This window comes from Parviterribacter kavangonensis (assembly GCF_056863335.1).
This window is the reverse complement of record NZ_JBXPJA010000001.1, coordinates 1,045,867-1,068,127: the sequence shown is the minus strand read 5'-3', so window position 1 is coordinate 1,068,127 and position 22,261 is coordinate 1,045,867. Positions and strand designations below refer to the sequence as shown.

Sequence of the window (22,261 nt, the reverse complement as noted above, 5' to 3'; positions counted from 1 at the left end):
GGGTACACCGCGTTCCAGGCGGCATGCACGGCCACGAAGACACCCTCCACGGCGCGCCCTCCGGCGTCGCCCGCACGCTGCAGATCTGCGACGCGTGCCACCGTCCCTTCATCGTCCCGCGGAGCATCGTCGACATCCTCGACGCCGACCGGTACCTCGTCGAGCTCGCCTGCTCGAACTGCGGGCACGTCGTCCTCGCGCAGCACTACGACGAGGAGCTCGAGGCGCTCGACTACGAGCTCCAGGCGTCGGCCGACCAGATCCGCGAGGCGCTCGAGCTGATCTCACTGGTCGACGAGCTCGAGAAGATCGACCGCTTCGTCGACGCCCTCGAGGCCGACCACATCCTCCCCGAGGACTTCTAGGCCGCCACGTTCGCCATGCTGAGCGGGTGACCGGAAGGCCGCTCGGCGTCTACGTGCACGTGCCGTGGTGCGCGGCTCGCTGCTCGTACTGCGACTTCAACACCTACCTCGGCGACGCCGGCCGGTCGTCGTACGTCGACGCCGTCGCCGCGTCGCTCGCATGGCAGGTCCCTTCGTGGCTGGGGGACCCGGCCCGGCCGGTCGACACGGTGTTCTTCGGCGGCGGGACGCCGACGCTGCTGTCCTCCGGCGAGCTGGTTGCCGTGCTGGAGCTGGTGCGGTCGTCGCTCGGGCTGGCGGACGGGGCGGAGGTGACCGTCGAGGCGAACCCCGACAGCGTCACGCCCGCATCGCTGGCCGCCCTGCGTTCGGCCGGGTTCACGCGGGTGTCGTTCGGGATGCAGAGCGCGGCGCCGCACGTCCTCGCGTTCCTCGGCCGGACGCATGCGTTCGATCGGCCGGCGGAGGCGGTGTCGGAGGCGCGGGCAGCGGGGTTCTCGCACGTGTCGCTCGACCTCATCTACGGCAGCCCGGTCGAGACGGCGCCGGACTGGCTGGCGTCGCTGGAGGCGGTGCTCGGCGCGGGCGTGGATCACGTCAGCGCGTACGGCCTGACGGTCGAGCCCGGCACGCGGCTCGGCGCCGACGTCCGCCGCGGCCGGGTGCCCGCGCCCGATCCCGACGTGATGGCGGAGCGCTACGTCGTCGCCGACGAGCTGCTGAGCGCCGCCGGGTTCTCCTGGTACGAGATCTCCAACTGGGCGGCGTGCCCGGAGGCGCGGTGCCGCCACAACGTCGGCTACTGGCGAGGAGGCGATTGGCTCGCCCTCGGCCCGGGCGCCCACGGCCACGTCGCCGGAACCCGGTTCTGGACCACCCGTCTCCCGACTGACTGGGCGCGCCGCTCGCTCGCCGGCGACGGAGCGATCGACGGCACCGAGACCCTCACGGAGGAGCAGCGCCACACCGAGAGGATCATGCTCGAGCTCCGCACCCGCGAAGGCCTCGACGCCTCGCTCGTCGCCGAGTCCGAGGTCACCGCCCTCGCCGAAGAGGGCCTGGTCGAGATCGAGCAGGACCATCTCGTCCTCACCCTCCGCGGCCGCCTCCTCGCCGACCACGTCATCCGCCGCCTCGCCACGGCGCCGCTCGCCGCGGCCTGAGGAAGGCCGGGCCGCTCCTCACCGCGTCTTGGCGCCGATCGTCATCCGTCCGGGCTTCGCGGGGAAGATGGCGTACGTGCCGACGGCGGTCGCGAGGATCCGGCCGTCCTCGTGCGTGACCTCGCTGCGCATCGCCGCGTTGGTCCTCGTCCGCCGGTCGACCTGCGAGCGGCAGATGATCTCGCCCTCCGTCGCGGTCTGGAGGTAGGCGATGGCGATCTGGACGGTCGCGATGTGCTCCTGGTCGGTGGTCTGCACCCAGAGCGCCGAGCCCATCGAGTAGTCGACGAGCGCGTACGCGACGACGCCGGACAGCAGGCCGCCGGCGTTGATGAGGTCGTCGCGGATGGTCAGGCGGACGGTCTCGGCGTCATCCCAGCGCAGGCCCATCCATCGAGTCAGCCCGTCGAGCGCACGCGGCCCGCCGGTGGAAGTGGTCTCCTCGGTCACCCGGGCATCATGCCGGTCGGTGCCGCCGACCCGAGTCCCGAACGCCTCGCCCGTCCTGCGCGCGTCCCTGCGCGAGCAGCTCAGCCGGTTGAGCGGGCGCGCGCCGATCCCCGAGGTCCTCGACGTGACGGTCGAGCGGCTGACGCTGCCCGACGGCCCCGCGTACCTCGCGCGGCCGTCGAACTGGTCCGCGCTGAGGGAGGCCGAGCAGGAGGCCGGCCGGCCGATCCCGTACTGGGCGGTGCCCTGGCCGAGCGGCCACGCGCTCGCCCGGGCCGTCGCGTCCGATCCGCCGCGGGGCCTGCGCGTGCTCGAGCTCGGCTGCGGTCTCGGCCTCCCGAGCATCGCCGCCGCCCGAGCCGCGGCCGCGCGCGTCCTCGCCACCGACGCCACGCCCGAGGCCGCCGTCTTCGCCGCCCACAACCTCGCGCTCAACGAGCTCGAGGCCGACACCGCGGTCGTCGACTGGATCACCGGCGCCGACGGCCTCGAGCCCCGGGCGTGGGACCTCGTCCTCGCCGCCGATGTCCTCTACACGCGAGCGAACGTCGAAGGCGTCCTGCGCCTCCTGCCGCAGCTGCTCGCCGAAGGGGGTGAGGCCTGGATCGCCGACCCCCGCCGCGCCGGCGCCGACGAGCTCCTCCCGACCGCGAAGCGCCTCTGGCGCCTCGAGACGACCGAGACCGAAGACGACCGCGTCCTGCTGCACCGCCTGCGCCCTCGTTGAAGTCGGGTGGCGTCGCCGCCCCCCGATCCTCTCCGCGGCATCACCGCTGCCCTCTAGGATCGGGCGCCGATGCAACGCCAGACGCTCTTGTGGACGCTCGTGCTCTTCTTCGGCGCGAGCCTCATCTTCAGCGCCATCAAGAACGCCACCGAGGACTCGCCGGTCTGGGTGACGCTGGGGCTCGAGGTGCTGGCTCTGGGGGCGATGGTCGGCGTGATCGTGCTGCTGGTGCGGCGGCGCGGCGGCGACCACGACGCCTAGAACGTTCGGCCAGAGCCCTTCCCTCGGGCTCAGCCGAGCGTCAACATGTGCTGCGTCGAGAGGCCAAGGCAGGATGCCGAGGCTCCTCGACCCGAGATCGACAAGGGCACGTCCGCCGCGAGGCGGGCACGCAAAGCCGAAGGGTCTCCCCGGAGACGGCTCGGCCACCGCTCGGACCCGTCTCGTCTCAGACCTCCTGTCGAAGACCTCTCCGCCCGAGCGTCATGCACGCACGGTGCCTGGCCCCGTTGTTGCGCCTCAGAGGCGGCAGAGGACGCGGACGATCGCTCGCGCGGTGGTGACGAGGTCGGCGATCGCGACGCGTTCGTCGACGGCGTGGGCGAGCTCGAGGCCGGGTGGGCCGAGCATGACCGCCGGGATCCCCCGCGCGGTGAAGAGGCGCATGTCGGAGCCGTAGGGGACGCCGATGATGTCGGGGTCGTGGCCGAGCTCGGCGGCGGCGGCTTCGGTGACCGTGCGGATGAAGGGGTCTTCGAGGTCGGTCGCTCCGGGGGCGAACTGGCCTCCGGTCCACGTGATCGCCGCCTCGGGGCATGCCGCATGGACGGTGGCCTCGAGCGCCGCGCGGGCCTCTTCGACCGTCTCGCCGATCCGGACGCCGACGCGGCCCTCGAAGACCAGGCGGTCGGGGACCTGGCTCGACCACTCGCCGGCGGCGACGCGGCCGACGAGCAGCGGGTACGGCAGCTCGAGCCGGCGCATGAGCGGGTGGGCGACGTCGGTGTTGACGACGCGCTCGTGGTCCTGCAGCGCGCGGTGGACCTCGACGTAGCGGTCGATCGCCGAGACGCCCTCGAGACGGACCGCCGCGTGGGCGGAGACGCCGGGGACGACGCCGGTGAACGTCAGCGCTCCCGCTTGCGCGGCGGCGATCGCGAAGGCGGTCGGCTCGGGGATGAGCGCGGCGTCGAAGCGGTCGTCGGCCTCGAGCGCGGCGAACGTCCCGAGGCCGCCGTCCTCCTCGGACGGCACGGCCTGGACGACCACCTCGCACCGCGACGCGCCGGTGGCGGCGACCGCGGCCGCCGCGTGCAGCGCCGCGATGACGCCGCCCTTCATGTCCGCCGATCCCCGCCCGTGGACGAAGCCGCCCGAGACCTCGCCGGAGAACGGGTGGCGGGACCACGGCGCCGTGCCGGCGGAGACGACGTCGATGTGGCCGTTCAAGCACACGCGTGGGGTGGAGGCGGAGAGTCCGCGGGCGCCGGCGGCGGTCTCGGGCGCAGAGGCGGGGGTCGTGGCGATCGTCCCGAAGAGGGACATGCGCTCCGCCTCCTCGCCCGGATGGCCGGGGTGGCGGCGAAGCGCGGCGAGGTCGTGCTCGACGACGGTGGCGGCGAGGCCGAGGCGTTCGGCGATCGAGGCGACGAGCTCGGCGGCGGCTCGTTCGTCGCCCGTCAGCGACGGGATCCGGACGAGGGCCGCGGTGTCCGCCGCGATGGCGTCGGCGTCCAGGGCGGCGAGTGCGCGTTCCTCCACCGCGCGGAGGGTACGTTCTCCCTGAGATGGCACAGGACGACGACGACTGGGTCGGGACGCCGCCCGAGGGGCGCTACACGCGGGACCGCGCGAACCCGGGGTTCTGGGCGAACCGCCAGCAGGCGCTGACGTGGGTCTTCTTCGGCCTCTTCGTGCTCATCGTCGTGGTCGTGCTGCTCGCCGTGCTCTGACCCGATGGCGCGCTACGTCGTCCTGCTGCGCGGCATCAACCTCGGCGCGGCGAACCGCCTGAGCATGAAGGAGCTGCGGCCCGCGCTCGAACAAGCCGGCTTCGACGACGTCCGCACGCACCTGCAGAGCGGCAACGTCGTCGTCTCCGCCTCCGGAGGCGCGAAGGCGGTCGAGAGCAAGGTCCGCTCCGTGCTCGCCGAGCGGTTCGACCTCGACGTGGGCGTGCTCGTCCGCACGGCGAAGCAGTGGCGCGACGTCCTCGCCGAGGATCCCTTCGAGGGGCGCGCCACCGACGGGAAGAAGCGGTTCGTCGTCTTCTGCTCTGAGAAGCCGAAGCAGCTGCCGCCCGTGGAGCCACCGGAGGAGCTCGTGCCGAAGGGCACCGAGCTGCACGCCTGGTGCCCCAACGGCGTCGCCGACGGCAAGCTGATCACGCAGGTGAGCCGCAAGCCGCCGGCGACGATCGCGACCTTCCGCAACTGGAACACGGTCGAGAAGGTCGCCGAGCTCCTCTGAGGCTCGACGAGGAGGCGGACGCCTCGGCGGCGCCCCCGGCGACGGTGGCGAGAACGGCGAGGCCGGTGGTTCACCGCCGCGCGGTGAGCACCGCCGGCGTGCCGTGCGCCGGCACGACCGTCACCGGACGGCGCACGAACGGCTCCGCACGGCCGGTCGCCGGCCGCAGCTCGGCGTGCGTGAGCACCGTTCGCAGGACCCGCCGCATCTCGAACTGCGCGAACGCCGCGCCGAGGCAGCGCCGCATCCCGCCGCCGAACGGGATCCACGCGTACGTCGAAGGCCGTGCCTCACCCAGGAACCGCTCGGGCCGGAACGCATCGGGATCGGGGAAGAGCGAAGGTCGCCGGTGCAGCAGGTGCACGGACGCGAACACCGCGGTGCCCGCCTCGATCGTCCCGTTCGCCGTCTCCAACGGCTCCCCGAGGCGCCGCCCGACGTCGTGCACGGTCGGCCGGATCCGCAGCGTCTCCTCGACCACCGCATCCAGGTACTCGTCGCCCCCGTCCAGCGACGCCATCAGCTTCGCGAGCACCTCGGGCGAGCGGAACAGCGCATCGAACGCCCACGCCAGTGCGGTCGCCGTCGTCTCGTGCCCCGCGAGCAGCAGCGTGACGAGCTGGTCGCGCAGCTCGCTCTCGTCCAGCGGAGCGCCGTCCTCGTCGCGCGCCTGCATGAGCATCGAGAGGACGTCGTCGCGCTCGCCGAGATCGGACGAGCCCCGCCGCTCGCGGATCTCCTCGTACAGCACGTCGTCCATCCGCCGCACCGCCCGGTGGAACGGGGTGCGCGGCTGCCCGGCCGCCTCGGCGAGCAGCACGGTGATCTGCGTCGACGCCCGGGTCGTCATCACGAGCACGTCGTCGATGCGCCGCCGCAGCTCGTCCTCGCGCGGGCCCGCCCGCGTCCCGAAGACCGCCCGCAGGATCACGTCGCGCGTGATCGACTGCATCCGCGGCTGGAGCGCGAAGGGCTCGTCGACCGGCCAGCGCTCGAGGTCGCGGAGCGTGATCTCGTCCATGAGCTCGCCGTAGCGGCGCATCCGCTCGCCGTGGAACGGCGGCAGCATGAGCCGCCGGCGGCGCAGGTGCTCCGCGCCCTCCTGCAGCAGCACCGACCGCGGTCCGAGCACCGGCTGCAGCGTGATCCGCCGCCCCGACGGGAGCCCGTTGACCTTGTCGCGCGTCCACACCGCCTTGACGAGGTCGGGGTCGGCGAGGAAGACCATCGGCTCCGTGCCCGGCATGCGCAGCGTGAACGTGTCGCCGTAGCGGGCGTGGCAGCGCTCGACGAACGCCACCGGCCGGTTGAAGAAGCCGACGAGCTGGAGGACGGACGGAAGCCGGGGACCGGGCGGCAGCGGCACGTGGGGGAGTTCACCACACGCCGCCGCCGCGCGGCGCGGCTCCGGCTAGGCGACGTGCTCGCGCGTGAAGCGGCCCTCGGCCTCCACCGTCGACTCGCGGAAGGGCGAGTCGGGCGGGAACCAGAGGACGCCGTCGCCGATCGGCTCGGCGACCGCCTTGCCGTCGGCCGCGGCCTCGAGCAGCTGCAGCTCGGCCATCCGGTCGTCCGGCTGGCCGGTCGCGGGCAGCAGGCACGTGGCGATGTCGCGCGTCGTGATGCCGTAGGGGAACGCGGTGAGGATCTCGGTGACGTCGTCCGGCGCGCCGCGGCGGTCGAGCGTCGGATCGAGGTTCGCGACGCAGACGTCGTACGCCTCGAGCGGCTGGAACCCGCCCGCCTCGAGCGACGCGTCGCCGCGCGCGAAGACGACCGACGGCGCGGTGAAGCGCACCTTGCCGTCCGTGTTCGCCGACTTGCCCTGGAAGTGCGTCGGACCGCCCTCGGCGGTGCGGGACTCCGCGCGGTCGGCCTCGTACGCCTCGACGACCTCGGGGCTGTCGACGAGCGCGAGCAGCTCCCGCGCGTCGACGCCCGGCAGCCGCGACAGCCCGTCGAGCAGCGCCGCGTCGTCGTCGAGCGGCAGGGGCGTCGTGAACTGCGTCAGCTGGAGCGACCGGAACGCGGGCCACTCGAGCTCGGGGTGCGTGTGGCGCACGGCGATGACGGCGCGGCAGGCGCGCGCGGTCGCGGCCATGCGCGGCTTCGGCTGGCGGCCGAAGGGCATGCCGTACTGGCGGAAGCTCCGCTGGCCGGCCATCGCCTTCAGCGGCGTGTAGCCGCGGTCCACGTACTGCTGCGCGTGCTCGGTCAGGCCGATCATCACGTGCCGCCATGCGAGCTGGTCGCCGTAGCGCCACTGCAGGCCGGTGAGGAACGGGGTCGCCGAGTAGGCGAAGGGGCAGCCGGGATCGGAGAAGTGGGTGAGCGCGATCATGATGATTGGTTGCCCGTGCAACGGGTCGCCTACACCATAACCGGCGTGCGAACGGACGGCTCGCGGGTACGTTGCCGTTCATGAGGGGGATGACGAAGGCGGGCGTGCTCGCGTGCGTGCTCGTCGCCGTCGCGGCGCCGAACGCGGCTGCCGCGGCGAAGGCGTGCGAGGAGCCGGGCAAGGACTGGACGCGCGCGACGCCCGCGGAGGCGGGCATGGACGCGGCGAAGGTGCAGGACGCCATGGACTACGGCACGGCGAACCTCGGCTTCGCGGTGCGCGTCTACCGCCGCGGCTGCCTCGTCGGCGAGGACCGCGCGGCGTCGCTCAACCGCGAGTCGACGTACGAGAGCTGGTCGATGGCGAAGTCCGTCACCGCGCTCATCTTCGGCCGGGCCATGACGCTCGGGCTCATCTCCCCGGACGACGTCGTCGGCGGGCTCGTGCCGGAGGCCGACGAGCCGCACGGCGCGATCACGATGCGCGACCTGCTGACGCAGACCTCCGGCCTGCGCTGGAACGGCCTGCGCGACTACAACATCTTCACGATGCCGGACCGGATCCGGGACGCGCTGACGCTGGAGATCGCGCACCCGCACGGCACGTACTTCGAGTACGCCCAAAGCCCGGTCGCGCTGCTCGCCGAGGCGGTCGGCCGCTCCGCGAGCGAGGACGTCCAGGCCTGGGCGCAGCGCGAGCTGATGGACCCGCTCGGCATCGAGGCCGGGACGTGGAAGTGGACGCGCGACCCGGCCGGGCACGTCGGCGGCTTCTACGGCGTGCAGATGCGCCCGGACGACTTCGGCCGGCTCGGCGAGCTCATGCGCCGCGGCGGCCTGTGGCGCGGCAAGCGATTGCTGTCCGAGCGCTTCGTCCGCGAGGCGGTCACGCCGTCGGCGACGAACGGCTGCTACGGCTGGCTCATCTGGCTGAACAGCGGCTCGCCGTGCATCGGCCCGACGATCACCGAGCGCCCCGTCGACCCGAACCGCGAGTTCCCCGACCTGCCCGTCGACATGTACCGCTTCAGCGGGCTCTTCGGCCAGCTCGTCACGGTGTTCCCGTCCCAGGACCTCGTCGTGGTGCGCACCGGCCAGGACCGCGGCCTCGTGTTCAGCGGCGGCAGCGACTGGGAGCACGACCTCTACGCGAAGGTGCTCGGGTCGATCACCGACCAGAAGGTCGTCCCCGCCGGCGATGCGAAGGCGACCGGCACCGAGAACGCCGACTACGGCTTCCAGACCGCGCTGCGGGAGCCCGACCAGTACGCGAAGGGCGTCAGCCAGGACCCGCTGCCGCCGCCCGGTCCGGCCCGCGCCCGCGCCGTGGCGCTCGCGCTCGCCGTCGGCCGCGTCAGCCGCACCGGCGTGGTCACGTTGCGCGTCAGCTGCCCGCCGCGATCCCCGGCCGGCTGCGCGGGCGCCGCGACGGTGACGGGGGCACGGCGCGCCGCCCGGTTCTCGGTCCCGCCCGCCCGGTCGCGGCTCGTCCGCTTCACGCTGACGCAGCGCCGCCTGGCGGCGCTGCGGCGCAGCCGTTCGGGCCCGTTCACGGCGCGCGCGGTCACCGCCGACGCCGCGGGCGGCGTGCCAACGGGGCTCGACCTGATGATCGCCCGCCCCAAGGCCCGGAGGAACTAGCCCTTCAAGTCGCAGGGCGCGGTCGCCGATCATCGGAAGGTGACCATCGACCTCATCATGGGCGCCGCCGCCGTGCTGATCGGCGTGGCGCTGCTCGCCCGCACCGGCCCGATCACGCGGCTCATGAAGGAGGGCGACGACCAGTGGCGCGGCCATCCGGTCTTCAGCCGCTTCGAGCCGACCGACGGCCCGCTCGCCACCGACGAGGGCCGTGTCATCGCCCTGCGCGCGTGGCTCGTCTTCTGGTCCGCCGGGTTCGTGCTCGTCGGCGGGGCGCTGCTCGCCCGCGCCTGGGTCGCGCTGCTCTAGTTCGCGCGGCCGGTCGCGATCGCGACGCAGGCCTCGCACATCGGCCACGGCGGGTTCCACGGGTAGCCGGAGACGTCCTGGCCGCACAGCGCGGTGTCGGGATCGTCCTCGACGAGGTGGCACAGCTCCTCGAACCCGTCCTCGCCGATGCCGGGGACGTTCGCGCAGGTGGGGTGGACGTTCGGCGGCAGCGTCCGCGTGCTCACGCGCCCAACGGTAGCGCCGCGCACCGATCCACTGGAAAGGGGGTGAAGGAAACCGGCGAGGTGTCGATGAACAGGTACAGGCCCAGGTCGGATGGGCGCCAGCCGGGAGACCGGGAGGTCGGGGGAGATCGACGCCCCCCACGGATGGGGAACCATCGCGCCGACCCCGTACGTACCTCGTTGAAAGCGGGTCGGCGCGTCCCTCACCGCTACAGTCTTCGACGGCGGTCGGCACGATGCCGGCCGCGAGGCAACTTGCTTGGGTCCCGCCAGACGGGCGGTTCGGGTCAGGTCTTGTCTCCCGAATCGCAACGCGCGGCCACGCCGCCAGGAGCCTTCAGATGTCCACGCAGTCCTTCGCCGACCTCGGCGTGTCCGCGCCCGTGTGCGGCGCGCTCGCCGAGCGCGGGTTCACCAGTCCCTTCTCCATCCAGCGCCTCGTCATCGCCGACGTGCTCGCCGGGCGCGACGTGCTCGCCAAGTCCCCGACGGGGTCCGGCAAGACGCTCGCCTTCATGACGCCGGTCGCCGACCGCATCGAAGCGACCGACCGTCGCCCCGCGGCGCTCGTGCTCGCCCCGACGCGCGAGCTCGCGCAGCAGATCGTCGAGGAGGGCCGCACGCTCTGCCACAGCCGAGCGCTCAAGGTCACCGCCGTCTACGGCGGCGCCGGCATCCACAAGCAGGCGCAGGAGGCGAAGAAGGCGCACGTGCTCGTCGCCACGCCGGGCCGCCTCGAGGACCTGCTGCAGCGCGGCGAGATCACGCTCGAGCACGTCCGCCTGCTCGTGCTCGACGAGGCCGACCGGATGCTCGACATGGGCTTCCGCCCAGCCGTCGACCGCATCGTCGCGCAGTGCCGCACCGACCGGCAGACGCTCTTCTTCTCCGCCACGCTCGACGGCGAGGCCGGCAGGATCGCCGCGAAGTACACGACCGACCCGGTCCGCCACGAGCACGTCCCGCCGAAGCAGCGCGCCGCGAAGGTCGAGCACCGCTTCGTCAGCGTCGAGCACGAGCACCGCGTCAACGCGCTCGTCAAGGAGCTGCGCGCCGAGCGCGGCCTCGCGCTCGTCTTCGTGCGCACCAAGCGCGGCGCCGACCGGCTCGTCAAGAAGCTCGCCCGCGAGGGCCTCGAGGCGGTCGCCATGCACGGCGACAAGTCGCAGGCCCAGCGCGAGAAGGCGCTCGCCCGGTTCGAGTCGGGCAAGGTCGACACGCTCGTCGCCACCGACGTCGCCGCGCGCGGGATCGACGTCGCCGGCGTCTCGCACGTCATCAACTTCGACCCGCCCGAGGACCGCGAGGGCTACGTGCACCGCATCGGGCGCACCGGCCGCGCGGGCCGCGAGGGCGTCGGCGTGACGCTCTTCTCACCCGAGCAGCGCGGCGACGTGCACAAGCTCGCGCGCGAGCTGCGCCTCGACCACGCCTTCGGCGGAGACGGGGCTACGCCGGGACGGGCTCCGGCGGAGCGTCGCCGACCGCGACCGGCCGGCGATCGCCGAGCACGGCGCGGGCGCCGCGCCGCGGGCTGATCGTGATGCTCCGGCGGCGGGTGAGCTCGCCGCCGGCGCCCGACGGCGCAAGCGTCAGCTGACGGAACACCGCCTTCAGCACGATCTCCATCTCGAGCAGCGCGAAGCTCGCGCCGATGCACCGCCGCCGGCCGCCGCCGAACGGCAGGAACGTGTACGTCCCCGGCTTCGTGTCGAGGAACCGCTCGGGCCGGAACGCGTACGGGTCCGGGTAGATCACCGGGTCGTGGTGGACGAGGTAGGCGTTCGCCGCCAGGCAGCAGCCGACCGGGTACGTCCAGCCGCCGATCTCGATCGGCTCCTTGACCAGCCGCGGCTCGGCGTTCGGCAGCACCGGCCGGTTGCGCAGGATCTCGTTGACGGTGGCGCGGACGTACGCGTGGTCGTCGCCGTCGACGGCGTCCACGAGCGACGCCAGCGCCGCGGGTGTGCGCGCGAGGCGCTCGAAGCCCCACGCCAGCTCGGACGCCGTCGTCTCGTGCCCGGCGACGAGCAGCGTGACGAGCTCGTCGCGCAGCTCCTCGTAGCTCATCTCCGAGCCGTCCTCGTGCCGCGCGTCGACCAGCAGCGAGAGGATGTCGTCGCGCTCGGTGTGATCGGCGCGGCGCTCGTCGACGAGCTCGCGCACGTGGCGGTCGATGTCGGCACGGAGCGCCTCGAACTCGCGGAACGTGGGGTTCCAACGGCGCTGGACCTGCGGGACCATCGTCGTCGGCCCGGAGCCCATCTCGAGCAGACGCGTCAGCTGCCCGCGCATCGCGTCCAGGCGCTCGCCCTCGTCGAGCCCGAATACGGCGCGCAGGATGATCTCGAGCGTGAGGTCCTGGAAGCGCGGGTGCAGCTCGGTGACCGCGCCGCGCGGCCAGCGCTCGACCGACGCCTCGGTGACCTCGGTCATGAGCCCGGCGAGCGCCTGCATCTTCTCGCCGTGGAACGCGGGGAGGAGGAGCTTGCGCTGCTCGAGGTGCGGCCGCTCGTCGAGCAGGATCACGGAGTGCTTGCCGACGACGGGCTCCAGGATGCGCGCGCCCTCGCCCGGATGCAGGACGGCCGGATCGGCCTGGAACACCTGCCGGATGTCGTCCGGGTCGCTCAGGTGCACGAACGGCGGCGTTGCCAGCAGGCGCATCGTGAAGCGCTTGCCGTACCGCTCGCGGCACTGCTCGAAGAACGGGATCGGCCGGCGCCACCAGCCGACCGTCTGCAGGAAGGCCGGCATCCGTGGACCCGGCGGGAGCACACCCTCTGACACGTGTTCCTCCTCGTGAACGTGCGGGACGCTACTTGCCGGGGGGTCGCGATGTGTGCACTGGCGCACAGACACAACCAACCTGCCCGCATCCGGTGCGTTGCAGAGTCCGTGGAGCACATGCAACGGCACTTCGAACTGCACCACTCCGAGCCCTCGGACGATGCGACGGTGCTGCGGGTCATCGGCGACCTGGATCTCGCCACCGCTTCGGCCTTCCGGCAGATGGCGGGTGACCTCATGGGCGCCGGCGTCCGGCACGTCGAGGTCGACCTCAGCGAGACGGAGTTCGTCGACTCGTCCGGGATGGGGGCTCTGCTGTGGCTCGACCATCGCCTGCAGGCGGTGGGCGGGGAGATGGCCGTCCAGAACCCGGTCGCCAACGTCGCGCGGACGTTCGACCTCGCGGGCCTCGGGCAGCTCATCGGGCACTGACGCCCACGGCGATCGGCATGATCCGGCGGGCATGACCCACCGGACGCCGCCACCCCTGCTCGGCCGGCTGCCCGAGCAGTACTTCACGCGGCTCCTCGCTGCCGCGGCCGCCGAGCGCGCGCGCCCCGGCGTCCCGTTCGCCGACCTCGGCCGCGGGAACCCGGACATCCCGCCGCCCGCGCACGCGATCGAGGCGCTGACCGCCGCTGCGCGCGAGCAGACGCCGGCCGTCCACGGCTACCCGCCGTTCGCCGGCCTGCCGTCGCTGCGCGAGGCGATCGCCGAGCGCTACGCCGCCGACCACGGCGTGACGCTCGACCCCGACCGCGAGGTCGCCCTCGTGCCGGGGACGAAGACCGGGATCATGCTCGTCGCCGCCGCCGCGGCGGGACCGGGGGAGACGGTGCTGCTGCCCGACCCCGGCTACCCCGACTACCTCTCGGGCGTCGCGCTCGCGGGCGCGCGCGCCGTGCCGCTGCCGCTCGATCCCGCGACCGGCTTCCAGCCCGGCTGGGACGCGGTCGCCGGGCGCGACGCCGCGCTCGCGCTGCTCAACTACCCCTCGAACCCGTGCTCGACGTGCGCACGGCCGGGCACGTTCGCGACGGCGGTCGAGCAGATGCGCGCGCGGGGCGGCTGGCTGCTGCACGACCTCGCCTACGACGGCCTGACGTTCGACGGGCTGCGCGCGGAGAGCGTGCTCGCGACCGAGGGCGCCCGCGACGTCGCGGTCGAGCTGTGGTCGCCGTCGAAGGCGTACGGCATGGCGGGCTGGCGGATCGGGTTCTGCGTCGGCAACGCCGAGCTGATCGGCCGCATCCAGTCGCTCATCGACCACACGACGGCGGGCGTGTGGACCGGCGTGCAGCGCGGGCTGGAGGCGGCGCTGCGCGGCGACCAGGCGACGGTGGAGGAGCGGCGCGCGACGTACGAGCGCCGGCGCGACCTGCTCGTCGGCGCGCTGCGCGCCGCGGGCGCCGAGCTCGCACCGCCCGAGGGGACGTTCTACGCGTGGTGGAAGCTGCCGGCCGGCCTGACCGCCGAGGCGCTGCTGAGCGAGCACCGGGTCGCCGTCGCGCCGGGCATCGGGTTCGGCGCGCGCGGCGAGGGCTGGGCGCGGCTGTCCTTGGCCATCCCCGACGAGGAGGTCGCGCGCGCGGCGGACCGCCTGGCGGGCTTGATGGCCGGGCTATCGTCGGAAGCACGATGAGCGACGGATGCGACACCGGGGTCTGCGGCGCGGACGTGCCGCCCGTCGTCGGCAGCGTGCTGACCGGCGTGGGCATGACGGTCCCGCAGGCGGCCGCCAGGCTCGAGCGCGGCGAGCGGCTCCCGCTGACCGACGTGCAGCGCCGGCTCGTCGAGAGCTGGGCCGAGCAGCACGCCGTCCGCTAGCCGAGCAGCGTCGCGAGCGCGCCGCCCGGAGCGCCGGAGCGGATCTCGCCGAGCGTCCGCTCGCGCCACTGCACCTCGAGCACGATCTCGAGCCGTGCCGACAGCTGCCGCGCGGCGGCGAGCAGCGCGCCCGCCTCGCCGGACGCGAGGTCCTCGACGAGCAGATAGCCGCCGGTCGTCCGCTCGGCGGCCACCGGCGCGTCCGGGTCGTCGAACCAGCCGGGCGGCGCGGCCGGCCACGCGCGGCTCGAGGCCAGCGACCGCACGGTCCCGACGATCGCCTCGGCGAGCTCGTCGTCGACGGCGTCCCGCGAGAAGAAGACGAGGTAGGGCGGCGGCGACACCACCCTCAGGGTAGGCTCGCCGCGTGTCCCGCCTCCTCGCCGCGGTGCTCGGCGCCGCCGCCCTCACGCTCCTCGTCGCCGGGCTCGCCATCGGCGCCTCGACGCGCACGTCGCAGACGCCGGAGCAGATCCGCGCCTACCACGACTCCGGCGACTACCGGACGGACATCGAGGAGGGCTACGCCGACGCGACGGCCGCGCTGCGCAGCCAGCTCAAGCGCAAGCCGCGCAAGCCCGCGGTCGTGCTCGACATCGACGAGACGACGCTGTCGAACTACGGCTGCCTGGACGCGCACGACTTCGACATCGCGCAGGGCCTCGCCGACTGCGTGATCAACAGCAAGTCGACGGCGTACGCGGCGGCGAAGCGGTTCATCCGCCTCGCGCGGCAGAAGGGGGTGCGGATCGTCTTCATCACCGGCGCGCCGGAGGCAGTCCGGACGCAGCGCAAGCAGAACCTCGCGAAGGTCGGCATCAAGGGGCCGTACACGCTCATCATGCGCCCGCCGAGCGACAAGAACGACTCGCTCGTGCCCTACAAGTCCGGCGAGCGGCGCAAGCTGACGCGCAACGGCTTCACGATCGTCGTCAACGTCGGCGACCAGCGCAGCGACTTGCAGGGCGGGTACGCCAAGCGCACGATCAAGCTGCCGAACCCGATCTACGTCACCACCTGACCCGGTGCTCAAGCACGTCCCCGTTCCGCTCGCCGTCGCGTGCGGCGTCCTCATCGTCGCCGGCATCGTCCTGCTGACCGTCTCGGACGAGCTGACCACCGCGTCGGTGATCGGCTTCGTCGCGCTCGGCCTCGGCGGCATCGGCGCCATGGCGATCGCGTTCTACGCCGTCGGGCGCAGCGAGGACGAGGAGCGCGAGAAGGGCCGCCAGCCGTGAGCCGCGTCATGGTCGTCACCGGCGCCTCGAGCGGGATCGGCGAGGCGGCGGCGCGCCGCCTGGCGCGCGTGCCGGATGCGCGGCTCGTGCTCGTCGCGCGGCGCGAGGACCGGCTGCGCGAGCTCGCCGCGTCGATCGGCGGCAACACGACGTACGTCGCGGTCGACGTGACCGCCGCCGACGGGCCGGCCCGCATCCGCGCCCACGTCGAGGAGCGCCACGGCGGCGCGCTGCACGTGCTCGTCAACAACGCCGGCTCATCGTGGCGGTCGACGTTCGCCGACGGCGGCTGGGAGAACGTCCACCGGCACATGGAGCTCAACTTCGACGCGCAGGTGCGCGTCACCGAGGCGCTGCTGCCGCTGCTGCGCGCGTCGGCGCCGAGCGCCATCGTCAACGTCTCGAGCGTCGCCGGCCGCGTCGCGCGCGGCGGCGCCGGCGGCTACTCGGCGAGCAAGTTCGCGCTCGCGGGGTGGAGCGACTCGCTGTACGCGGAGGAGAAGCCGCACGGCGTGCACGTCGGCCTCGTGCTGCCCGGCTTCATCAAGACCGAGGGCTTCCCGGCGAACGAGCTGACGGCGAAGGCGGCGACCCGCTGGCTCGTGTCCGACGTCGACACCGCCGCCGGCGCGATCGCCGACGCCGCGCTGAAGCGGCGCGGCGAGGTCTACGTCCCGCGCCCGTGGGTGCTCATCCCGATGCTGCGCGCGCTCGCGCCGGGGCTCCTTCGGCGGATGAGCGGCGGGCAGCTCGCGAAGGCCGCGGTCACGAAGACCGGCGCGCAGGACTAGGTCGAGGCGACCGGTCGCCGCACTAGTCTCGCTGGCATGTGCGGGCGGTACACGGTGCGCGCGGACCGGGCCACCGATCTGGGGATCCGGTTCAGCTTCGACGAGCGCGGGGGCATCCCGCGCGAGGCGCTCGGCCGGCCGAACGTCTGCCCGACCGAGGAGGTCGTCGCCGTCGTCGGCGGCGAGGATGGCTCGCGCGAGGCGCGCCTGCTGCGCTGGGGCCTCGCGCCGACGTGGGCGACGCTGCGGGGCATGCGCCCGCTGATCAACGCGCGCGACGACAAGCTGCGCTCCCACGCGACGTGGCGAACGCTGGCCGGCGACGCCGCGCACCGCTGCCTCGTCATCGCCGACGGGTGGCTCGAGTGGCAGAAGCCGGAGGCGCCGCGGCAGCCGCGGCAGCCGTTCTTGCACGAGCTCGACGGCGGCCGCCCGTTCGCGTTCGCGGGGCTGTGGTGCGCCGAACGGCCGAAGGACGCCGACGCTCCCGTCGCGTCGTGCACGATCGTGACGGTGGCGGCGAACCGCGAGGCCGCGGTTCTGCACGACCGCATGCCGGCAGTGCTGGACGGGCCGGATGCGGAGGGGGCGTGGCTGGATCCGGCGGTCGACCTCGACGGAGCGCTCGAGCTCGTGCGCCCGCTCGCCGACGGCTCCATCACGGTCTCGCCCGTGTCGCCCGTTCTCAACAAGGCCGGCGAGGGCCAGCTCTCGCTGCTCGGATGACCCGCGATCCGTCGCACCGTGTAGTGGTGCGAGCGGTGGGGTAGCAACCGTCCGATGTCATCGGGGACCGCCCCTTCCTCCGCGGCTGCGCGCAAGCGCCGCGCGGACGAGCTTCACAAGCTCTGGCGCCAGTACTCGCGCCTGAACGACCCCCGGACGCGCGACCGGCTGATCCTCACGCTCGCGCCGATGGTGAAGTTCATCGTCTACCGCAAGGTGCGCGAGATGCCACCCGAGGCCGAGGCCGAGGACTTCATCTCGGTGGGCCTCGAGGCGCTCATCCAGTCGATCGACCGCTACGACCCCGAGAAGGGCGCGACGCTCGAGCAGTACGTCTGGACCCGCGTGCACGGCGCCGTGCTCGACGAGCTGCGCCGCCAGGACTGGGCGCCGCGCTCGGTCCGCCGGTGGGAGCGCGACATCGAGAAGGCCGTCGAGGAGTTCAACGGCATCCACGGCCGCCGGCCGCACCGCGAGGAGCTCGCGGAGGCGCTCGGCGTCTCGCTCGACGAGCTGCGCCGCCGCCGCCACGAGATCGCCCAGTCCGACGTGACGTCGCTCAACGCCGTCGTGCTGTCCGACGACGAGACGAACGTCGAGCGCGGCGACACGATCGCCTCGAGCGACGTCCGGCTCGACCCCGAGCACCACGCCGCGACCGTGCAGGCGAAGGACCGGTTCCGCGAGGCGTTCGCGAAGCTGCCGGATCGCGAGCGCGAGATCGCGGTGCTGCTCTACGTCAAGAACCTGACGCTCGCGGAGATCGGCGAGGTGCTCGGCGTGTCCGAGAGCCGCGTCTGCCAGATCCACGGCAAGACCAAGAAGACGCTGCGCACGGCGCTCGACGACGACGCCGCGCTCTTCCATCTCGTCGCCTGAACCGCGAGCATCCCGCGAACGATGGGCGAGGAGGTCGCGGCCACCGAGTTCACGCGGGACGACCGGCGCCGGTACCGGGAGAAGGTGCTGCGCTGCCTCGAGGTCTTCGCGACGATGCTCGCCGACCGGCAGTTCGAGGCCGACCCCAAGTCGATCGGCCTCGAGATCGAGCTGAACCTCACCGACGCCGCGGGCGATCCGGCGATGGTCAACGCGCAGGTGCTCGAGCTGATCGCCGACGCCGACTTCCAGACCGAGCTCGCGCAGTTCAACGTCGAGATCAACATCGCTCCCACGCGGCTGGAGGCCGGCGCGCTCGGCGCGCTGGAGGACGGCATCCGCTCGAGCCTCAACCACGCCGAGGAGCGCGCGGGCGACGACGCGCACATGATGATCATCGGCATCCTCCCGACGGTCGACGCGGCGCACCTCAACGCCGAGGCGCTGAGCGCGAACCCGCGCTACGCGCTGCTCAACCAGCAGATCTTCGCCGCGCGCGGGGAGGACCTCCACATCTCGATCAGCGGCATCGAGCACCTCTCGACCTACGCCGACACGATCGCGCCCGAGGCGGCGTGCACGAGCGTCCAGCTGCACCACCAGGTCGACCCGGCCGACTTCCCGCGGTACTGGAACGCGGCGCAGGCGATCGCCGGGATCCAGCTCGTCGTCGGCGCGAACTCGCCGTTCTTCTTCGGCCGCGAGCTGTGGCGCGAGACACGGATCGCGCTGTTCGAGCAGGCCACCGACACGCGCCCGGAGGAGCTCAAGGCGCAGGGCGTGCGCCCGCGCGTCTGGTTCGGCGAGCGCTGGATCACCTCGATCTTCGACCTCTTCGAGGAGAACGTCCGGTACTTCCCCGCGCTGCTGCCGCTGTGCGACGCCGAGGAGCCCGAGGCGATGCTCGCCCGCGGCGAGACGCCGTCGCTGCCGGAGCTGCGCCTGCACAACGGCACCGTCTACCGCTGGAACCGTCCCGTCTACGACGTCGTCGACGGGCAGCCGCACGTGCGGCTGGAGAACCGCGTGCTCCCGGCCGGCCCGACGTGCGCGGACACGATGGCCAACGCGGCGTTCTTCTACGGGCTCGTCGGCGCGCTGGCCCACGACGAGCGGCCGATCTGGTCGCAGATGTCGTTCAGCGCCGCGGAGGAGAACTTCCACCAGGCCGCCCGCGACGGGCTCGACGCCCGCGTGTTCTGGCCCGGCGCCGGGGAGGTGCCGGGAACCGAGCTCGTGCTGCGCCGGCTGCTGCCGCTCGCGCGCGAGGGCTTCGACCGCTACGGCGTCGACTCCTCCGACCGCGATCGCCTGCTCGCGATCATCGAGCAGCGCTGCCTGACGAACCGCAACGGGGCGGCGTGGCAGGCGGCCACGTACCGGTCGCTGGTCGCGGCCGGCCACGACCGCGCGGACGCGTTGCGCGAGATGACGGTGCGCTACCGCGAGCACATGCACGCCAACGTGCCCGTGCACGAGTGGCCCTGGCCGGGTTGACTCTCAGTCACGACGGTTGTCAGCCAACACGACGGTCATCGGTGCGACGGCGGGGCGCGTAGCGTCCTCATGCGGATGACCCTTCCGGAGATGGTGCCCGCCGACCTGCGCATCGAGGTCGTTCCCGACCGCGAGAGCGTCTTCGTGGCGCTGCACGGCGAGCTCGACCTGGCGACTGCGCCGACCGTCGCCAACGAGCTGCGCGAGCTGCGCGCGCTCGGTTTCGCGCGGATCGTGCTCGACCTGCGGGGGCTCGCCTTCATGGACTCCAGCGGGCTCGCGCTCATCGTCGCCCAGCACAACACCGCGCCCGCCGGCGCGTTCGCCATCGTGCCCGGCGACGGGCCTCCGCGGCGGCTGCTCGACCTCACGGCCGTCCTGGACTCACTGGCAGTCGTGCGCGAGCGCGACGCGCCGCTTGCGTCGCCTTCCGCCCGGTGAGAGGCTGAGCCGCGACAGGCCCGGGATCGGGCCCGGGTCGCGAGTCGAGGAGCCATCCATGGCCGATCGTCTGCTGTTCATCAGCTGGGGCGAGCCCACGAAGGGCCGCGAGGAGCGCGCGCGGGAGGTCTTCTACGAATCCGTTGGGCTCTACGGGCGCCTGCAGCAGGATGGGCGCATCGAGAGCTTCGACGTGGTCTTCCTCGAGCCGCATGCGGGCGCGCTCGGCGGCTACTTCGAGATCCACGGCTCGGCGGAGCAGCTGTCCGCGCTCCGCGAGAGCGAGGAGTTCCGCCGCGCGATGATCGACATCGGCCTCATCGTCGACGACATGCGCCTCGTCGACGGCATGACGGGCGACGGCGTGGCGCGCGAGATGGAGCTGTGGACCGCCGCCATCGCGAAGGTGCCGCAGCGCGCCTGACCGACGTTGGCTGACGACGTGGGCGGCCCACCCGGACGGCCGCCCAGTTCGTCCGACCGGGCCGTGGGGTACCCCTTCGGCTCCAATGGATCCCGAAGTCCTCGCCTCGCTCGTCGCCTCGGCCTCGACGCCGTCCTCGCCCGACCGCCACGCGGTCAACCGGCTCTCCCGCCGCTGCTGGCCGCCGCACGCCGACGGCACGCAGCCCGCAGCGCTGCAGTGGGTGCGCCGCTGGCGGCCTCAGCCCGCGGTCGCGGCGCTGCCGGAGTGCGCCTGCGCGACCGGCCGCTGCTCGACCTGCAACTGACCGTCGAGGCCGAACGCCTCGGCGATGAGCTCGTACGACCGGCGCCGCGCGCCGTGGTCGTGCGTGATCGTGACGACGATGACCTCGTCGGCGCCGTAGCTCTGCGCCAGCTCCTCGAGGCGGGCGCGGACCTTCTCCGGCGTGCCGATGACGGCGCGGCGGCCGGGCGGCGAGCCCGTCGCCGGCGCGTGCTGCGACTCGAGGAAGCGCAGCGCCTTCTCGGGCGGCGGCACCGGGATGAGCCGGCCCTGGCGCAGGAGGGTGAGCGTCATGCGGCTGCTGCTCGCAAGCCGCTGCGCTTCCTCCTCGGTCTCGGCGGCGATCACCCAGGCGGCGACCGCTGTGCGCTGCGCCTGCAGGCGGCCGGCCGTGGGGTCGAACTGCTCGCGGTACGTCGCGGCGATGTCCGCGCCGTTGGGGTTGATGAAGTCGGCGAACGCGTAGGGGAGGCCGAGCTGCGCGGCCCAGATGGCGCTCTGCGGGCTCGAGCCGAGCAGCCACGGCTCCGGCCGGTTCGGCAGGCCGGGCAGGTGGCGCGGCAGGCGCGCGAACGGGTGGTCGCCGGGCAGCTCGTCCTCGAGGTGCGCGAGCAGCTCGGCGAGCTGCTGCGGGAAGTCGTCGGGCGCGGCGTCGCGGCGATCGCGCTGGAGCGCGAAGGTCGTCAGCGGGTCGGTTCCGGACGCCCGGCCGATGCCCAGGTCGATGCGGCCGGGGAAGAGGCCGGCGAGGACGCTGAAGGACTCGGCGACCTTGAACGGGCTGTAGTGCGGGAGCATGACGCCGCCGCTGCCGACGCGGATGCGCGCGGTTGCCGCGGCGATCGGGCCGATGAGCACCTCGGGGCTGGGGCCGGCGAGCGACGGGCCGCCGTGGTGCTCGGCCACCCAGTACCGGTGGTAGCCGAGCTCGTCGGCGAGCCGGGCGAGGTCGATCGTGTTCCGGAGGGCGTCGGGGCCGGTCGAGCCCTCGGGGATCGGCGATTGATCGAGGACGCTGAGCAGCACCCAGTCAACGTAGCGTTGGGGTCCTCCGTGCCCGATGACCCGTACCGGATGTACCTCGTGCTGCAGCGCGGCTCCGTCTCGGCGCTGCCGGAGGCCGCCGCGCTGGTCGGCGCCGCGGCCGTCGCGTGCGTGCGACGGTTCGCCGCGGATCCGGCGTACGCGGAGGCCTTCGCCGCGTGGCGCGACCGGCCGGGCAAGGTGTGCCTGCGCGCCCGGTCGCCGTCGCAGTGGGCGGCGGTGCTGGAGGAGCCGCACGCGGGGGAGACGGTGATCGCGCTGCCGCCGCGCCGGCGGTCCGAGCGCGGCTCCGTGCTCGAGCGGCTCCAGGCGATGAGCACGGAGCTGTCGCCCGCTCCCGAGGACGTGCTCCTCGCGCGCGACGAGGTGACCTACGTGCTCAACCCGGACGCGCCGATGTCGTCCGGCAAGACGCTCGCGCAGGTCGCCCACGCGGCGGTCATGGCGGCCTCGGCCGTTCCCGCATGGGCCGACGCGGGCTGCCCGGCGACGCTGGCGGCGCCCGACGCCGACGGGTTCGCGCGGGCGTGCTCCGATCCCGGCTGCGTCGCGAAGGTCGTCGACGCGGGGCTGACCGAGGTCCCGCCCGGCACGATCACCGTCGTGGCGCTCCTCCACTCCACAACGACGTAGTTGTGGTACGGTCGGC

General features: G+C 73.4%; 30 protein-coding genes. 22 read left to right on the top strand and 8 right to left on the bottom strand.

Annotated features, from left to right (window positions below; translation table 11 throughout):
- The first annotated feature begins 23 nt into the window (after positions 1 to 23).
- Positions 24 to 365, top strand: a complete 342-nt coding sequence (locus AC1UE4_RS05560) for a hypothetical protein (RefSeq protein ID WP_482916224.1) — start codon at positions 24 to 26, stop codon at positions 363 to 365.
- 26 nt (positions 366 to 391) lie between these two features.
- Positions 392 to 1,528: a radical SAM family heme chaperone HemW gene (hemW, locus tag AC1UE4_RS05555; RefSeq protein ID WP_482916223.1), complete on the top strand. Its 1,137-nt coding sequence runs from the start codon at positions 392 to 394 to the stop codon at positions 1,526 to 1,528.
- 18 nt (positions 1,529 to 1,546) lie between these two features.
- Here hemW and AC1UE4_RS05550 read toward each other — a convergent pair whose 3' ends face one another.
- Positions 1,547 to 1,978: a PaaI family thioesterase gene (locus AC1UE4_RS05550; RefSeq protein ID WP_482916222.1), complete on the bottom strand. Its 432-nt coding sequence runs from the start codon at positions 1,976 to 1,978 to the stop codon at positions 1,547 to 1,549.
- Positions 1,979 to 1,997: 19 nt separating this feature from the next.
- Here AC1UE4_RS05550 and AC1UE4_RS05545 point away from each other — a divergent pair, with 19 nt between their 5' ends.
- Positions 1,998 to 2,705 (top strand): class I SAM-dependent methyltransferase, encoded by a 708-nt coding sequence (locus AC1UE4_RS05545; RefSeq protein ID WP_482916221.1) that lies wholly within the window; start codon positions 1,998 to 2,000, stop codon positions 2,703 to 2,705.
- Positions 2,706 to 2,774: 69 nt separating this feature from the next.
- Positions 2,775 to 2,966, top strand: a complete 192-nt coding sequence (locus AC1UE4_RS05540) for a hypothetical protein (RefSeq protein ID WP_482916220.1) — start codon at positions 2,775 to 2,777, stop codon at positions 2,964 to 2,966.
- A 258-nt stretch (positions 2,967 to 3,224) separates the two neighbouring features.
- Here the strand turns inward: AC1UE4_RS05540 and AC1UE4_RS05535 are convergent, their stop codons facing one another.
- Positions 3,225 to 4,466 (bottom strand): M20/M25/M40 family metallo-hydrolase, encoded by a 1,242-nt coding sequence (locus tag AC1UE4_RS05535; RefSeq protein WP_482916219.1) that lies wholly within the window; start codon positions 4,464 to 4,466, stop codon positions 3,225 to 3,227.
- Between the two features lie 26 nt (positions 4,467 to 4,492).
- On the opposite strand from AC1UE4_RS05535, the gene AC1UE4_RS05530 reads away from it, so the two are divergent.
- Both AC1UE4_RS05530 and AC1UE4_RS05525 read left to right on the top strand, forming a co-directional pair.
- Positions 4,493 to 4,657 (top strand): hypothetical protein, encoded by a 165-nt coding sequence (locus AC1UE4_RS05530; RefSeq protein ID WP_482916218.1) that lies wholly within the window; start codon positions 4,493 to 4,495, stop codon positions 4,655 to 4,657.
- A gap of 4 nt (positions 4,658 to 4,661) precedes the next feature.
- The gene (locus AC1UE4_RS05525) at positions 4,662 to 5,174 is read left to right on the top strand and encodes a DUF1697 domain-containing protein (protein ID WP_482916217.1); all 513 of its coding nucleotides are present in this window, start codon (positions 4,662 to 4,664) and stop codon (positions 5,172 to 5,174) included.
- Between the two features lie 70 nt (positions 5,175 to 5,244).
- Here AC1UE4_RS05525 and AC1UE4_RS05520 read toward each other — a convergent pair whose 3' ends face one another.
- Together AC1UE4_RS05520 and AC1UE4_RS05515 are read right to left on the bottom strand one after the other, a co-directional pair.
- Complete coding sequence (locus AC1UE4_RS05520) at positions 5,245 to 6,540, bottom strand: cytochrome P450 (RefSeq protein ID WP_482916216.1); 1,296 nt, start codon at positions 6,538 to 6,540, stop codon at positions 5,245 to 5,247.
- Between the two features lie 45 nt (positions 6,541 to 6,585).
- Positions 6,586 to 7,515: a DsbA family protein gene (locus AC1UE4_RS05515; RefSeq protein WP_482916215.1), complete on the bottom strand. Its 930-nt coding sequence runs from the start codon at positions 7,513 to 7,515 to the stop codon at positions 6,586 to 6,588.
- An 80-nt stretch (positions 7,516 to 7,595) separates the two neighbouring features.
- Here AC1UE4_RS05515 and AC1UE4_RS05510 point away from each other — a divergent pair, with 80 nt between their 5' ends.
- A complete protein-coding gene (locus tag AC1UE4_RS05510; protein ID WP_482916214.1) occupies positions 7,596 to 9,155 on the top strand; it encodes a serine hydrolase domain-containing protein in 1,560 nt (519 codons plus the stop codon).
- A 39-nt stretch (positions 9,156 to 9,194) separates the two neighbouring features.
- Complete coding sequence (locus AC1UE4_RS05505; protein ID WP_482916213.1) at positions 9,195 to 9,464, top strand: hypothetical protein; 270 nt, start codon at positions 9,195 to 9,197, stop codon at positions 9,462 to 9,464.
- Here the strand turns inward: AC1UE4_RS05505 and AC1UE4_RS05500 are convergent.
- Entirely contained in the window at positions 9,461 to 9,670 is a 210-nt protein-coding gene (locus AC1UE4_RS05500) for a hypothetical protein (protein WP_482916212.1), read from the bottom strand. The two genes, AC1UE4_RS05505 and AC1UE4_RS05500, sit on opposite strands and share 4 nt — an antisense overlap.
- Positions 9,671 to 10,011: 341 nt before the next feature.
- Here AC1UE4_RS05500 and AC1UE4_RS05495 point away from each other — a divergent pair, with 341 nt between their 5' ends.
- Positions 10,012 to 11,208: a DEAD/DEAH box helicase gene (locus tag AC1UE4_RS05495; RefSeq protein WP_482916211.1), complete on the top strand. Its 1,197-nt coding sequence runs from the start codon at positions 10,012 to 10,014 to the stop codon at positions 11,206 to 11,208.
- On the opposite strand, the gene AC1UE4_RS05490 is transcribed toward AC1UE4_RS05495, so the two are convergent.
- Positions 11,120 to 12,448 (bottom strand): cytochrome P450, encoded by a 1,329-nt coding sequence (locus AC1UE4_RS05490; protein WP_482918207.1) that lies wholly within the window; start codon positions 12,446 to 12,448, stop codon positions 11,120 to 11,122. The genes AC1UE4_RS05495 and AC1UE4_RS05490 overlap by 89 nt on opposite strands.
- Positions 12,449 to 12,577: 129 nt before the next feature.
- On the opposite strand from AC1UE4_RS05490, the gene AC1UE4_RS05485 reads away from it, so the two are divergent.
- The 3 genes from AC1UE4_RS05485 to AC1UE4_RS05475 are packed head-to-tail and all read left to right on the top strand — an operon-like array spanning position 12,578 to position 14,287.
- Positions 12,578 to 12,892: an STAS domain-containing protein gene (locus AC1UE4_RS05485; protein ID WP_482918206.1), complete on the top strand. Its 315-nt coding sequence runs from the start codon at positions 12,578 to 12,580 to the stop codon at positions 12,890 to 12,892.
- A 31-nt stretch (positions 12,893 to 12,923) separates the two neighbouring features.
- On the top strand, positions 12,924 to 14,102 hold the full coding sequence (locus AC1UE4_RS05480) for a pyridoxal phosphate-dependent aminotransferase (protein ID WP_482916210.1): 1,179 nt from the start codon (positions 12,924 to 12,926) through the stop codon (positions 14,100 to 14,102).
- Positions 14,099 to 14,287, top strand: coding sequence for a hypothetical protein (locus AC1UE4_RS05475; RefSeq protein ID WP_482916209.1), 189 nt, complete (start codon positions 14,099 to 14,101; stop codon positions 14,285 to 14,287). The genes AC1UE4_RS05480 and AC1UE4_RS05475 overlap by 4 nt, the downstream gene beginning before the upstream one ends.
- Here the strand turns inward: AC1UE4_RS05475 and AC1UE4_RS05470 are convergent.
- Complete coding sequence (locus tag AC1UE4_RS05470; RefSeq protein ID WP_482916208.1) at positions 14,284 to 14,631, bottom strand: hypothetical protein; 348 nt, start codon at positions 14,629 to 14,631, stop codon at positions 14,284 to 14,286. The genes AC1UE4_RS05475 and AC1UE4_RS05470 overlap by 4 nt on opposite strands.
- A 23-nt stretch (positions 14,632 to 14,654) precedes the next feature.
- Here AC1UE4_RS05470 and AC1UE4_RS05465 point away from each other — a divergent pair, with 23 nt between their 5' ends.
- The 9 genes from AC1UE4_RS05465 to AC1UE4_RS05425 all read left to right on the top strand — a co-directional run bounded on the left by AC1UE4_RS05465 (position 14,655) and on the right by AC1UE4_RS05425 (position 20,590).
- Entirely contained in the window at positions 14,655 to 15,308 is a 654-nt protein-coding gene (locus AC1UE4_RS05465; protein WP_482916207.1) for an HAD family acid phosphatase, read from the top strand.
- Between the two features lie 4 nt (positions 15,309 to 15,312).
- Positions 15,313 to 15,525, top strand: coding sequence for a hypothetical protein (locus AC1UE4_RS05460; RefSeq protein ID WP_482916206.1), 213 nt, complete (start codon positions 15,313 to 15,315; stop codon positions 15,523 to 15,525).
- Positions 15,522 to 16,316, top strand: coding sequence for an SDR family NAD(P)-dependent oxidoreductase (locus AC1UE4_RS05455; protein WP_482916205.1), 795 nt, complete (start codon positions 15,522 to 15,524; stop codon positions 16,314 to 16,316). Before AC1UE4_RS05460 ends, AC1UE4_RS05455 begins: the two co-directional genes overlap by 4 nt.
- 36 nt (positions 16,317 to 16,352) lie before the next feature.
- Positions 16,353 to 17,042 (top strand): SOS response-associated peptidase, encoded by a 690-nt coding sequence (locus AC1UE4_RS05450; RefSeq protein ID WP_482916204.1) that lies wholly within the window; start codon positions 16,353 to 16,355, stop codon positions 17,040 to 17,042.
- Positions 17,043 to 17,096: 54 nt separating this feature from the next.
- Positions 17,097 to 17,921, top strand: coding sequence for a sigma-70 family RNA polymerase sigma factor (locus AC1UE4_RS05445; RefSeq protein ID WP_482916203.1), 825 nt, complete (start codon positions 17,097 to 17,099; stop codon positions 17,919 to 17,921).
- A 21-nt stretch (positions 17,922 to 17,942) separates the two neighbouring features.
- Positions 17,943 to 19,418, top strand: a complete 1,476-nt coding sequence (locus tag AC1UE4_RS05440; protein WP_482916202.1) for a glutamate-cysteine ligase family protein — start codon at positions 17,943 to 17,945, stop codon at positions 19,416 to 19,418.
- A gap of 75 nt (positions 19,419 to 19,493) precedes the next feature.
- A complete protein-coding gene (locus AC1UE4_RS05435) occupies positions 19,494 to 19,859 on the top strand; it encodes an STAS domain-containing protein (RefSeq protein WP_482916201.1) in 366 nt (121 codons plus the stop codon).
- A 58-nt stretch (positions 19,860 to 19,917) separates the two neighbouring features.
- Entirely contained in the window at positions 19,918 to 20,283 is a 366-nt protein-coding gene (locus tag AC1UE4_RS05430) for a hypothetical protein (RefSeq protein WP_482916200.1), read from the top strand.
- 85 nt (positions 20,284 to 20,368) lie between these two features.
- On the top strand, positions 20,369 to 20,590 hold the full coding sequence (locus tag AC1UE4_RS05425) for a hypothetical protein (protein WP_482916199.1): 222 nt from the start codon (positions 20,369 to 20,371) through the stop codon (positions 20,588 to 20,590).
- On the opposite strand, the gene AC1UE4_RS05420 is transcribed toward AC1UE4_RS05425, so the two are convergent.
- Positions 20,524 to 21,594, bottom strand: a complete 1,071-nt coding sequence (locus AC1UE4_RS05420) for an LLM class flavin-dependent oxidoreductase (RefSeq protein WP_482916198.1) — start codon at positions 21,592 to 21,594, stop codon at positions 20,524 to 20,526. The two genes, AC1UE4_RS05425 and AC1UE4_RS05420, sit on opposite strands and share 67 nt — an antisense overlap.
- Before the next feature lie 27 nt (positions 21,595 to 21,621).
- Between AC1UE4_RS05420 and AC1UE4_RS05415 the strand changes: the two genes are divergently transcribed.
- The gene (locus AC1UE4_RS05415; protein WP_482916197.1) at positions 21,622 to 22,245 is read left to right on the top strand and encodes a peptidyl-tRNA hydrolase; all 624 of its coding nucleotides are present in this window, start codon (positions 21,622 to 21,624) and stop codon (positions 22,243 to 22,245) included.
- Positions 22,246 to 22,261: the final 16 nt, after the last annotated feature.

Excerpts from the sequence above, each read along its gene's own strand:
- AC1UE4_RS05560 (WP_482916224.1), top strand. The coding sequence starts at position 24 with ATGCACGGCCACGAAGACACCCTCCACGGCGCGCCCTCCGGCGTCGCC.
- AC1UE4_RS05540 (WP_482916220.1), top strand. The coding sequence starts at position 2,775 with ATGCAACGCCAGACGCTCTTGTGGACGCTCGTGCTCTTCTTCGGCGCG.
- AC1UE4_RS05530 (WP_482916218.1), top strand. The coding sequence starts at position 4,493 with ATGGCACAGGACGACGACGACTGGGTCGGGACGCCGCCCGAGGGGCGC.
- AC1UE4_RS05525 (WP_482916217.1), top strand. The coding sequence starts at position 4,662 with ATGGCGCGCTACGTCGTCCTGCTGCGCGGCATCAACCTCGGCGCGGCG.
- AC1UE4_RS05515 (WP_482916215.1), bottom strand. The coding sequence starts at position 7,515 with ATGATCGCGCTCACCCACTTCTCCGATCCCGGCTGCCCCTTCGCCTAC.
- AC1UE4_RS05510 (WP_482916214.1), top strand. The coding sequence starts at position 7,596 with ATGAGGGGGATGACGAAGGCGGGCGTGCTCGCGTGCGTGCTCGTCGCC.
- AC1UE4_RS05495 (WP_482916211.1), top strand. The coding sequence starts at position 10,012 with ATGTCCACGCAGTCCTTCGCCGACCTCGGCGTGTCCGCGCCCGTGTGC.
- AC1UE4_RS05485 (WP_482918206.1), top strand. The coding sequence starts at position 12,578 with ATGCAACGGCACTTCGAACTGCACCACTCCGAGCCCTCGGACGATGCG.
- AC1UE4_RS05480 (WP_482916210.1), top strand. The coding sequence starts at position 12,924 with ATGACCCACCGGACGCCGCCACCCCTGCTCGGCCGGCTGCCCGAGCAG.
- AC1UE4_RS05475 (WP_482916209.1), top strand. The coding sequence starts at position 14,099 with ATGAGCGACGGATGCGACACCGGGGTCTGCGGCGCGGACGTGCCGCCC.
- AC1UE4_RS05450 (WP_482916204.1), top strand. The coding sequence starts at position 16,353 with ATGTGCGGGCGGTACACGGTGCGCGCGGACCGGGCCACCGATCTGGGG.
- AC1UE4_RS05445 (WP_482916203.1), top strand. The coding sequence starts at position 17,097 with ATGTCATCGGGGACCGCCCCTTCCTCCGCGGCTGCGCGCAAGCGCCGC.
- AC1UE4_RS05440 (WP_482916202.1), top strand. The coding sequence starts at position 17,943 with ATGGGCGAGGAGGTCGCGGCCACCGAGTTCACGCGGGACGACCGGCGC.
- AC1UE4_RS05435 (WP_482916201.1), top strand. The coding sequence starts at position 19,494 with ATGACCCTTCCGGAGATGGTGCCCGCCGACCTGCGCATCGAGGTCGTT.
- AC1UE4_RS05430 (WP_482916200.1), top strand. The coding sequence starts at position 19,918 with ATGGCCGATCGTCTGCTGTTCATCAGCTGGGGCGAGCCCACGAAGGGC.
- AC1UE4_RS05425 (WP_482916199.1), top strand. The coding sequence starts at position 20,369 with ATGGATCCCGAAGTCCTCGCCTCGCTCGTCGCCTCGGCCTCGACGCCG.